Consider the following 11,312-nt stretch of genomic DNA (forward strand, 5'->3'; position numbering starts at 1 on the left):
AAGCAGTATAGACACTTTTATCGATGTTAAAACATTAAACGGAACTTATATACATACCAATCAACTAGAGTTACATTCGGGTATTCAGATGCCGTAACTTTCAGTCTCTCATTCACGATTGATTCCCACGGACGTGGTACTCTCGTATTAATAAATATTATTTTACGTTCGTTTCCAATTAACTTTATTAATGAGACAAGTTGCTCAGTAGTAAAGGCTCCATTTGTACCTAATCCAATAATGACATAGTTTCCTAAATTCCCTTCATATTTTAACTGTTCAACTACTGGAATCGCTTTTGACAGCTGGCGACCAATTTGCGCATCAATCCTAATATCAGGAAAAGTATTTTTTAAATACGGAGTAATATCAATCATAACGGAATCGCCTATCGCAGTAACTGTGAGTGAATTTTTAGGTTGCGCAGAATTTACTTCTCTTGATTCCCCTTGTTTTTGAGACGTCACTTGATTTGGATTTTCCCAAACTGCAACTGGATGTGGCGCCGGTTGTGTTTGTGCTGTTTCCACCTTATCTTGTTGAGAATTCTCCTTAGCCTTACTAGCTTTTGATAACCCTACGACTGCTATTGACGAAACGAATAATGTACAAATTAAAGCTAACTTAACACCTAAAGTGACATTTTGAATTCTTAAATTCTTAAACTGAATGTTCCGGAACGCTCCTTGTCGGATTGGTTTTTCAATAAACTTCCATGAAATTTGCGCAATCAATATAATCAAAAGAAATTGAAGGATTGCTCTTATTAATGAAAAATCCTCAGCATTTACCTTTGGAGTCGTCAATGTAAGAATTGGATAATGCCAGAGGTATATGCCATACGATCTCATCCCTATCCAGCGTAAAGGTCTAAATCGTAAAAATTGAGCAATACGACTTGCTGGATGAGCTAGATTTGCCACTAACAATGCTGTTGCAATTGATAAGAGAACCATTCCTCCCTTGTATAGAAATGGATCATATTGATTGGTCTTCCAAAACATAACCAAAATAATAATAAGGGCAATGCCCCCCACTACATCAAGAATGAAACGCGCCTTTGGGATAATTTTATTTGCAAGCCTATTGCTTGGCCAAACTAAGGCAAGTACCGCTCCGATAAGTAAGGAAAAGGCCCTCGTATCTGTACCATAATATATTCTGCTCGGATCAGCTCCAGGTTCATACAAAATTGCCATCGCTAAAGCTGAAGCAACGGCTCCCAGACAAATTAATAAAATCATACGGGATTGTTTTTTTATGTAGTAAAGCCCTAAACTAATGATAAACGGCCAAACAACGTAGAATTGTTCCTCAACTGCTAACGACCAAAAATGATTCAATGGAGAAAGCTGGTTAAAATTATCAAAGTACGATAATTTATGATAAATATACCACCAGTTACTAACATAAAATAATGCCGCTAATGAATCTCCGCGCATTTTTTCAAGTAAAGAGCTATGAAAAACTGTAATCCATGCCAACGTTATAACGAGCATAACAAGCATTCCTGGAAGCAATCTCCTTGCCCTACTAAGCCAGAATTTTTTAAAATCAATTCTCTTATTTCTCTTCCACTCTATGGCTAGAATATCTGTAATTAAATAACCTGAAAGTACAAAAAATACAGTAACTCCTAAAAATCCTCCAGGCATCCAATTAAAATTAATATGATACAAAATAACACCTAGTATAGCTAGGCCCCTTAGACTGTCCAATCCAACCATATAACGACTATTTTTTTTAAAAGGTTTAGCCACCCTACATTCACCTCTATTTCTTGGAAATTAGATGAATAATAGCGGCATAAAATGCTATTAATCTCCTAAAATCGTATCTATTAAACTATTACAAGTAGCATTTGGCAAGACTTTTTTAATTGCATGCACAGCAATTATTTAGGCTCCCTTAAACGTTAACTATATTTTGTAAATGAGTTTATGTTTTTTCAAACTTTGCAACAGAACCTTTATTTATCACTTATCCTTAGGAGGCAAGTAAAAAAATGCTGGTATGTTATTGTACACCCACACTCATATGATGTGTAGCAGTGTACTACATATAAGAATGAGATACAGAAACAATCCCATGAGAAGTATATATTTCATATAAGTTGTATCATAGAAATCACTAAAAAGAATGATACCTATAATTGTAATCAACATAATAGATAATAAAACGACGGGATGCAAATAGAGCGGGTTTTTGGTTACATAGATGACGTAACAAAAAAAAGAGATCATGAATAGTAAAAAAGCAACGAAATTAGATTTATACATACGAAGGTTCCTTTCTTAAAAAATATATAAAAACATTGACGAATTGTAGCGAATCCATATGGATTTCGTACGAAGGATGTCAAATCAAACGTTTGTTTAAAATATAAAGATCGGGATAGAGCCCTCTATAGTTGATACATCAATAATTTACCATCAAGGGAATCCCCTTGATAGGCAGTGTGCATTCGTCATATGTTGCATTTGAGTCATGAAATCGGAAAAAAATAGAAAAAAAGATTGAGCGCATTCGCTCAATCTTCCAAATGACAGCTTATAGAATATAATAGCAAAGCTGTATCTGTTTGTCTTAATACTTCTGTTATTTTGCATCTTCAAATACACGCAATGCATCTTTACGGAGTTGGTCTTTTTCAGCATCTGATTTTTTGAAGTCATATTGATATAAAGAGGATTCCCAATCCCCGTACATCGGATTCGGGAACACAATAAACTTTTCTCCAAATGCTTCGCGAATCTCTTCGACAGCTTGATTTCTATCTTGTACAGATTTCTCATCAAATCCCGTAAAATCAGATAAATTATCTCCAAAGAATAGAATAATATCATGTTCTGTCGCCACTTTTTTTCTTCGCTCTTCTTTCCCTTTTTCCCCTTGTCCTTGTAATAAAACATGCTCTTTATCAGCTTGCGGAATATTCAACTTCTGTAAATTCTGTAAAGTGGCATCTAATTGATTTTGTTTGCGATTGGAAATGTAGTAGATTGCTACACCTTTTTCATTTGCATATTGTAAAAAGGAAACTGCGCCAGGGAGAGCTTCTGCCTTCGCTTGTTGAATCCATTCCTCCCATTTATAAGGGAACCCTTTTTTCTCTTTTACTGTCATGGCTTGATACGGACTATTATCCACGACTGTTTCATCTAAGTCTAAAACGATGGCAGGCTTTTTCTCGGTACCTTTGGTAAGTGCCGCATCTAATTTCATTTTTCCGATATTATACCCTTGATGATAGAGCGCTTTGACTTCTCCAGCCGTTTGATACCAAGCATCTGCTATAACTTGTTGTTCGGTTAGTGAAGATGTTTGTTTCGGCTTTGCTTGTGGTGACTGACATCCCATGAGAGAAAGAGAGAACAGCATTAAAGCTATACTGGTTTTTAAAATAGGTTTCATTGTGTATCACACTCCTGGACGTATGTTTTGTATGTTATGCGCTTACCTTACAGGAGTTATACTAAAAATACAATCCTCTTTTATTAGAAATCCTCCTTTCTTTTATTTTTTTTAAGAACGAAAAGGTGTTTATTTGCACTTTTATGATACGAAAATTACCTAAAAATATTTTAAGGGCGTTTATAGCATCGTGGGTTCGCATTAAATCGCCAGGGTATTTTATTACTAGATATAAATAAAAGTCGATTGTAGGTGAATCTGAAGAGTGTATTTGAGGTGAAAAGGGATGCGTTTGGCGAAAGAAACCATTGTCATGTTCTTCGTTGGTTATATAAGCAAAAAACTATGATAGGCAAAAGTGTACATTTAAATCCTGTTTATTGTTTGAATGAAAAAGCGAAGACAGAAGAAACCTCATAGACTCAGTTTGTGGGTTTAGAAGACAGGCATATAAAAATTTTATTTTACAAGAAATACTATCTTTATTGTGAGATTAAATAAGACAGATACACCTTGGATATTTAACTTTGTAAAACAAGGGCCCTCATCAACCACATTCTAAACGCCTCGTGTTCGACGTACAAGGAATGACAGCAAGTATTCAGAATTTCTTAAACGATAACCGTATTTTGTACAAGAAATTCGTTTTTTGAAATTTTGCAACAAACCTCAAAATTAAAATATTCAAGTATACCAAAAGAAGAGTTTGAATATTTCTCCTTTGGTACATGATAAAAACACGGATGGATTTTTTCCTTATAAAAATAGATGTGTATGGATGTGGCAGTAAGATGAATATGTCATTTTTATTTTTTAGCATTGGTTCTGTAACCCAAATAAATTTGTATACAATTCTATTTTAGGTGTTACCATACTACCAACCCAAAAGGGGATATGAAAGTCTAGGTGTCTTTTGTATGTACAAAAAGTAACGTTTTAAAATGATAGACAGGTGAAATCAAATGAAATTATTATATGTAAAAAGAATGTTAATTGGATGCATCGTATTCTTTTTAGGCAGTGGATGTCTCCCTAAAACAATCATTGATGATGTAAATCTTGTGCAAGCGGTCATATTTGAAGCATATAAAAAACAAATACTGATGACGTTTATTGCTCCTCAACGCACAAAAGGAAATAAAGTACAAATATTTCAAAGTACTGCGCATTCCATGAAAGGAGCAAAACAACTTGCAAATATACAAGCGGGACGTCCGCTAGTGAGTGGCCAACTACGCGTTGCATTATTTTCTCAATCATTAGCGAAGCAAGGATTGTCTGCGTCTATTGATGTATTAACGAGGGAAGCTTCTATTGGACATGCCTTACAAATTGCCATTATAGAAGGAGATGTAAAAAAATTCGTCACATATCCTTATCAAACAACGGAAAATGTTTCGCTTTATTTGTATCGATTGTTAAATCATAATATGGATCAAGGAGTATTGCCTCATATGAATTTACATGCCAGTAGCTTTAAATTTTATCAAGAAGGAAGTGACACATTTTTCCCCATTGTGAGACATACAAACGGAAAAATACATATTACTGGAGTCGCTTTATTTAAAGGGGAAAAGATGGTTGGAGAGGTAAAAGCGAAGGACTTATTTATTTTCAAAGGCTTGTTAGAAAAGCACGCTTTTGATATGCATGCCTTTTCTTACGGTTCGGATTCTATTGTCATACAAAATATTGTATCTCAACCAAAGTACACACTAAAAGTATATAAAGGAATACCCACTTTCTTCATTGATGTTCATATAAAAGGGCGTATACAAGAAATCACAGGTAATGAAAATTTGCAGCAACGGCATGGTGTCAAACGTATAGAACAAGCAATAGAACAAGATTTACAACGAAAAAGTCAATATTTGATTCAGCAATTCCAAGTATTGCATACAGATCCGTTAGGATTGGGAAAGAAGTGGAAAGAAGAGAATCGATCGTTTCAAGAAAAAGAATGGAAAGAACAGTATCCGAATTTCTCTATTCATACATCTTATCATGTCACACTTACAAATTCTGGTGTTGTAGAATAAGAACAAGTAATACACCTTCCTTCATTTTATGTAAATCATTTTGCTATGATAAGTGAGGAAAGAGGACAAATATCTGTACTCAGGTATATGTACGTCTTGCGCCTTTGTGCAAATACGTGATGCTTTCTTAACTCTTAAATATGTAATTTTGCATATTTTTCATTTTGATACTATTTTTTATTGAGAAAAAATACAAGTATACTTATACTAAAAAATATCCTTTTAGAAGGAAAGGGGGCATATATATGACGCTTACACTTACTCTATTCACACTTTGGGGAATTGCTCTTCCTCTTTTAAAAGCCGTGATGTCATAAGTGATGTTGCAACATATCATTAACGTTTAAGAGATTCTGGATAATTGCTGTAATTCCTTGTACGTCGCAAAAGAGAAGTTGGAATGTGACTTCTCTTTTGTTTGTATATAGCATAAATGTTTTCTCTTCCTTTTATTGTACGAGAAGCCTAACAAAGAGTTTGATATGGACAATGGTCCCAAAAACTATCAAGGGAATCCCCTTAACACGTGTTGTGGATTCGTCAAATTTCGCAAGGATGATTCAAAATACAAAGTATGCACTAAAGCGCCTCGTGCAATCCTTATATAAATAGAAAGAAACTCGATTACCATCTTTCTACATGTCATCTTCATTTTTAGCTATATGTTTCGTTTTCTCTTATGCTTGCTATACTTTTATTATTTTATAAAAAGAAGAACGTTTTATATCGTATTTTCTCATTGCTCCGACAGTTGTAACTTTTCCGGATTGCTATTCTTGATATTGCCTCAATAAATTGATTTGTAATTTGTAGGTTGGTTTTATAGAGATATTCAAAACAGTAATATGCAAAAATGCATATTTCAAAACGTGTTGTTACGTATATGGTAAAGAGAAAAAAAGAGGATTCAAATAAGGAGATAAATTAGGATGATAATTACATTCACAGTAGTAAAGCTCATCGTATCGGAAAATTTTTTCTCTTTTTTATATAAAATAAACACCACAAGTGGGGCTTGCGGTGTTTAGGAGAAAGTTATAAAAAGTTAGTATAAGTGTTAGCACATTTATTTTACATGAAATTATATATATTGGTATTGAGAAAGTTACTCTCTACATTCGAGATAACAAACTATACATGCAATGATTATCCCGACGAGGAGATAACCCAATAGAATATCTATGCCAAGTACAAACTGGATATTTCTTCTCACCTATCAATTATTTTGTTAGTTGAGCTTCATATTTTTGAACTAGGCGATAAAATGTAGTTTTTGGTACATTCGCTTTCTCTATTGCTTCCACTGCTGTAATTTCTCCAGTTTTCCATATATCATATGCAGTGATAAATGCAGGTGTAATTTCTGCTTTGGGTCTACCAAGGTGTTTTCCTTGTTTTTTAGCTAAATCAATTCCTTCTCTTTGACGTGTTTTAATTTTGGTACGCTCTTCTTCTGCTAACCAGGAAAGAATTTGAAGTACAAGATCGGTAATCAGATTGCCCAAATTATCTTTATATTTGGTTGTGTCTAATAAAGGCATATCTGTAATGACAATATGTGCTTTTATATTTTTGGTGATATCTTTCCATTCATTTAAAATTGCTTCTTTATTCCTACCAAAACGATCAAGTGATTGTACATATAAAATATCTCCTTCTCGCAACATCATTTTAACAAGTTGATAGTTTCTACGAAAAAAATCTTTTCCGGATTGTTTGTCAATAAAAATATCCCTTTCATCAATTCCGATTTTTCGCATCGCTTCTATTTGTCTACCTTCATTTTGATCTTTACTACTCACTCGTATATATCCGAATTTTCTGTTATTCATTCTGTATGAATCTCCTTACATCTTATTAACATAATAATATTATAACAGGAAAAAGAACCTAAAGGTATCAGAATTATGGATACGTTCCAAATGTGTATAATAAAACCTTTAGGTTCTAATAATCTATTAAAATCCGACAGTTCTAAAAGGTATACACATGGAGTCATCACTGCGGTAAACGCGACCGTAGATGTGAATTACGGAAGTGGTAAAGTTGCACGGTTTCGAGATCAAATTGTCACAACCAACCTTTCTTCAGGCGGAGACTCCGTTTTTGTGTAAGCATTTCTTCTCAATAATCGGATCGTTTAATCTTTTGCAAAGATTCTATTCCAAGTTGCAAATCACTTTTTGCCATTACTTTTTCATAGGTTCCGTCTTTTAATTTTTCTGTTATAGTTAAAATATCGGTTAAAATACTGTGTAACTGTTGCACTTGTCCTTGAAGACGTTCAATTTCACTTTGCTCGATAGGTGTTAAACGCTCTTCTTTTTTCCATTTGGAAAGCTGTTCTTCAACTATCCATACAAATTCAAGTTGTTCTGTGTAAACATGGATGGTGCGCTGAATTATTGCATCATTTAACACATGAGGTTTGCTAAGGGCTTCTAAAAGATTTACATATTGTTCTTTAGCATCTGAAGATTGCCCATCTATTAGATTTGCAATGATAGGCAGGTTTTGGATAGGTTGCCAATTTGGTTGATTCTCCATACATTCTTTCATTCCTTTCGATTCATTTATTATAAGGGAATGATATCACAAAGGAGCCGGATTTACAGGAAAGGTGTAAATAGTTATTCCATGTTCACATCTATAATTTCACGTACTGTAATAGTTATTAAAATATTCAACATCCAAATTCAGTATACATTTAAATCTTCTCTGTTTCTTTCTTTGTTCTAATGAAGCGTATACCTTACCTTTAGGATAACGATTTGAAGAAATGTATACATAAAAAATTAAATTGTCTAAAATATGATACTATTATATAAAGAGAGATGAGAGTTACAAACAAAAATGCGAGGTTCATTACAGATATTCTAATTGAAGTAATGAATCAGCGCACGTTAGAAGTGAAATAGGGGGAGAGGGATGAAAAAGAAAGTATATGCTGTGCGAAAAGGGAGGAAAACTGGTATTTTTTATTCCTGGAAAGAATGTGAGGCGCATGTGAAAGGGTATTCAGGTGCTCAGTACCGCTCTTTTCCTTCTAAAAAAGAAGCGCAACAATATTTGTCATCTACTCTCATGCACAATAAAAAGCACCAGGTACCTCCTCCTTCTCCAAAGATAAAAGAACAGCCAACAAAATTACATTCCTCAGGTGTTTCTCAAGAAGCCAGCGTAGAAGTTTATATTGATGGAAGTTATAACATGAAGCGAAAAATTGCAGGATATGGCTTAGTCATGATTGTTCAAAATCAAGTGTATTTAAAAGATTTCAGTGCCTATCCTTACTCAGATGTAACAGCTACCCATAATGTAGGTGCTGAGCTCATGGGTGCAAGACGTGCGGTAGAATTGGCTTTAGCGAATGGATGGAAACACATGATTTTGTACTATGACTATACAGGTATTGAAAATTTCGCAACACAAGCTTGGAGAGCTAAAAATCCTCAAACACAAGAGTATCAAGATTTTATGCAAAAATACATGCGGAATATTAAAATACAATTTGTAAAAGTAAAGGCTCATAGTGGTAATGAATACAATGATTTAGCGGATCGTCTTGCGAAATATGCAACGAATTTATAAAAATGGTTGGGTATGAATCCTATAATTGAAATGTGTATACTATTTTATTGTTTATATTTTTGTTATTTGTCTGCTATTGACAAAATGAGAGGTAGACTTTATAATCCGAAAGCGTGTTCGTGATTCTTCGCTGGCACAAGCAAGATTGTTGTGAAGGATCGGGTGGTAGAACCAGCAACTTTCGTAGCATATCGAATAGCTGTGTTTGTGAAGAATAACACGTCTAATTTGTTAACATACAACTATGTAGTATATTTCTGAATAAGTTACCTATAATGTTATTGACATCTAGAGAAAGTTACATGAAAAAGGCATCTTCACTGGGGAAGATGCCTTTTTGCTGTCCCTAATTCAGATGGGATATGGTAAAATAGATATGAAAAGATAAAGAAATGAATTTAATATGGAGGAGACGTATGAAAAATCACATACAAGTAGATGGACAGATTCTCCAAACCAATAAAAAATGGCCACAATTAAAACAAATATAAAAGGATCTGATTGCAGGCTGGTTACAATCGGAGTATCGACTTTTTATCGAGAGGTTTCTCCGAAAACCAAAACCGCATGAAGAAGAATATATACTAGAAGCGGTTATGGAACAAATACATGAACGGGGAATTTGGATTCCATATCAAGAAGTGAAAATCTATTATTCGAAGAAAAAAGGGAAATGGTACCGAAAACTGGAGACGGAATTTGAAAATAATCGTAAAAGGGTTTCTTTGCCCATCCCCCGAAAAAGGGGAATAAGACAGAAACTACCAATTAATAGACAACCAACGTAACAAAAAGGTAGCATTTTTATATTGTAACGAATTATTGTTGGTACAGTATTTTGTTACGGCCAATTCAACAGTTAAGACATTTCATATTTTCAAATAGAAACCGTAACAAAAACGAACGTTTATGTTACAAATCGAACAACTAAGACTGAATCCTAAATTCGTCCACAACTAATATGGAATATTTTGTCTTAATACCCCTTTTCGGGGGATGGGCAAAAACATCCTAAAAAGGAAATTACATCAAATTTCACATAAACGAACGTTTATATGGTTGTCATATGCTTATAAGGAGAAAAAGAGAACGGTGCAGGATAGTTTCTGTGTGGGTATCTTGAAAAACTGGAAAAAGGAGGGGGGAATAAGGTGACAAATGTCTTTTACATGGAACTAAACGATCTTGAACTAGAACGAAGTGCGGAAATATTGAGGGTATTGGCACATCCTACTCGTTTACAAATTGTACATCAATTAGTAGAGAAAAAAGCATTAAATGTGTCTGCATTGCAACAGGTTTTAAAATTACCGCAATCTACGGTTTCACAACATCTCCATAAAATGAGAAATCATAAAGTATTATTACATGAACGCAAAGGAACAGAAGTGTTTTATCGAGTGGGCGATGAAAAAGTGAAACAAGCGCTTTACGTACTGATGGGCTGAATAGCGCGCTTTTGTGTACCTGAAGTTATGTTCGGATACAAAATAAAACGAGGAGAGGGGTTCTTCTATGGGTGGAAATTTATATGACACGCATATCACAATAAAAGAACTCATTTTTATCCATGCCTATGTGACAGGGAAAGAAATTCCCTCTTCACAAGCGTTACAAATGCTAGGACAATTTGATCCGGAAGAAATCCCAGGTACAATTAGAGAAACGCGTCGGTATCGTATACGAAATAATGGAGAAGAATTGTTCCAATACTATAGACAGAAACATCCGAAATTATTTGAGAAACAAAGATTATGCACGTACGAAGAGTTGAAGCAACGAGCGGTGTATTACTGTTCGGCCCATTTGACGATTCACATGTAATTCAGGAGGTACAGGATCATGTTCTGTTCACTTGAATACTACCCAATAAATGATAATTAGATCCGATTTATTAGCCGAGGGTGATAAAAAGCGTCCATACGATTAGATAAGGGGATGAAAAGATGGGTAGTAAAAAATCAGTGAGAATAAGTGCATATACAAGTGGTTTATAAAATTTCACGTACCGTAATGAAAAATAAAACACACCATCAAAAAAACAACAAAGGTTGCTTCTTCTCTCCTTTTTCAGCTACAATAGATATATATCTTCTTTGCCCATTCCCTCTAAAAAGGGGAATAACAAAAAACATATAGAATATGAAATAAGAAAGGTGACTCACTTTATGACGCAACCTTTAGTGAATTTGCGAGTCGATTATGCTTTCAAACAATTATTTGGGGTACAAGGACAAGAGGACTTATTGATTTCTTTCTTAAATGCGA

General features: G+C 34.2%; 9 protein-coding genes and 3 pseudogenes. 6 read left to right on the forward strand and 6 right to left on the reverse strand.

Annotated elements, in window-relative coordinates:
- Positions 1-53: 53 nt before the first annotated feature.
- Positions 54-1,760: pseudogene (locus tag ACODS7_RS29215) on the reverse strand (acyltransferase family protein); the annotation flags it as partial.
- A gap of 838 nt (positions 1,761-2,598) precedes the next feature.
- Positions 2,599-3,414, reverse strand: a complete 816-nt coding sequence (locus ACODS7_RS29220; protein WP_199664215.1) for a 5'-nucleotidase, lipoprotein e(P4) family — start codon at positions 3,412-3,414, stop codon at positions 2,599-2,601.
- Between the two features lie 962 nt (positions 3,415-4,376).
- Between ACODS7_RS29220 and ACODS7_RS29225 the strand changes: the two genes are divergently transcribed.
- Complete coding sequence (locus ACODS7_RS29225) at positions 4,377-5,453, forward strand: Ger(x)C family spore germination protein (protein WP_243169139.1); 1,077 nt, start codon at positions 4,377-4,379, stop codon at positions 5,451-5,453.
- Between the two features lie 343 nt (positions 5,454-5,796).
- Here the strand turns inward: ACODS7_RS29225 and ACODS7_RS29230 are convergent.
- The 4 genes and pseudogenes from ACODS7_RS29230 to ACODS7_RS29245 form a co-directional block, all read right to left on the reverse strand.
- Positions 5,797-5,918 (reverse strand): annotated as a pseudogene (locus ACODS7_RS29230) (IS6 family transposase); the annotation flags it as partial.
- 170 nt (positions 5,919-6,088) lie between these two features.
- Positions 6,089-6,266 (reverse strand): annotated as a pseudogene (locus tag ACODS7_RS29235) (helix-turn-helix domain-containing protein); the annotation flags it as partial.
- A gap of 407 nt (positions 6,267-6,673) precedes the next feature.
- Complete coding sequence (locus ACODS7_RS29240) at positions 6,674-7,285, reverse strand: recombinase family protein (protein ID WP_243169138.1); 612 nt, start codon at positions 7,283-7,285, stop codon at positions 6,674-6,676.
- A 292-nt stretch (positions 7,286-7,577) separates the two neighbouring features.
- Positions 7,578-8,000, reverse strand: a complete 423-nt coding sequence (locus ACODS7_RS29245) for a hypothetical protein (protein WP_243169137.1) — start codon at positions 7,998-8,000, stop codon at positions 7,578-7,580.
- Positions 8,001-8,381: 381 nt separating this feature from the next.
- Here ACODS7_RS29245 and ACODS7_RS29250 point away from each other — a divergent pair, with 381 nt between their 5' ends.
- The 5 genes from ACODS7_RS29250 to ACODS7_RS29270 form a co-directional block, all read left to right on the forward strand.
- Positions 8,382-9,044 carry a ribonuclease H1 domain-containing protein gene (locus ACODS7_RS29250; RefSeq protein ID WP_243169136.1) on the forward strand — a complete coding sequence of 221 codons (663 nt, stop codon included), beginning with the start codon at positions 8,382-8,384 and terminating at the stop codon, positions 9,042-9,044.
- 596 nt (positions 9,045-9,640) lie between these two features.
- Positions 9,641-9,832: a hypothetical protein gene (locus ACODS7_RS29255; protein WP_488828223.1), complete on the forward strand. Its 192-nt coding sequence runs from the start codon at positions 9,641-9,643 to the stop codon at positions 9,830-9,832.
- A gap of 363 nt (positions 9,833-10,195) precedes the next feature.
- Positions 10,196-10,492, forward strand: a complete 297-nt coding sequence (locus tag ACODS7_RS29260; protein WP_243169135.1) for an ArsR/SmtB family transcription factor — start codon at positions 10,196-10,198, stop codon at positions 10,490-10,492.
- Between the two features lie 67 nt (positions 10,493-10,559).
- Positions 10,560-10,868, forward strand: a complete 309-nt coding sequence (locus ACODS7_RS29265; protein ID WP_243169134.1) for a hypothetical protein — start codon at positions 10,560-10,562, stop codon at positions 10,866-10,868.
- A gap of 344 nt (positions 10,869-11,212) precedes the next feature.
- Positions 11,213-11,312 (forward strand): PD-(D/E)XK nuclease family transposase (locus ACODS7_RS29270; RefSeq protein WP_488828226.1); only part of this gene is annotated, 100 nt, incomplete at its 3' end.

The organism is Bacillus sp. FG16, assembly GCF_057809515.1.

Coding starts and splice junctions, on each gene's coding strand:
- ACODS7_RS29225 (WP_243169139.1), top strand. CDS start 4,377: ATGAAATTATTATATGTAAAAAGAATGTTAATTGGATGCATCGTATTC.
- ACODS7_RS29250 (WP_243169136.1), top strand. CDS start 8,382: ATGAAAAAGAAAGTATATGCTGTGCGAAAAGGGAGGAAAACTGGTATT.
- ACODS7_RS29245 (WP_243169137.1), bottom strand. CDS start 8,000: ATGGAGAATCAACCAAATTGGCAACCTATCCAAAACCTGCCTATCATT.
- ACODS7_RS29265 (WP_243169134.1), top strand. CDS start 10,560: ATGGGTGGAAATTTATATGACACGCATATCACAATAAAAGAACTCATT.
- ACODS7_RS29255 (WP_488828223.1), top strand. CDS start 9,641: ATGGAACAAATACATGAACGGGGAATTTGGATTCCATATCAAGAAGTG.
- ACODS7_RS29240 (WP_243169138.1), bottom strand. CDS start 7,285: ATGAATAACAGAAAATTCGGATATATACGAGTGAGTAGTAAAGATCAA.
- ACODS7_RS29220 (WP_199664215.1), bottom strand. CDS start 3,414: ATGAAACCTATTTTAAAAACCAGTATAGCTTTAATGCTGTTCTCTCTT.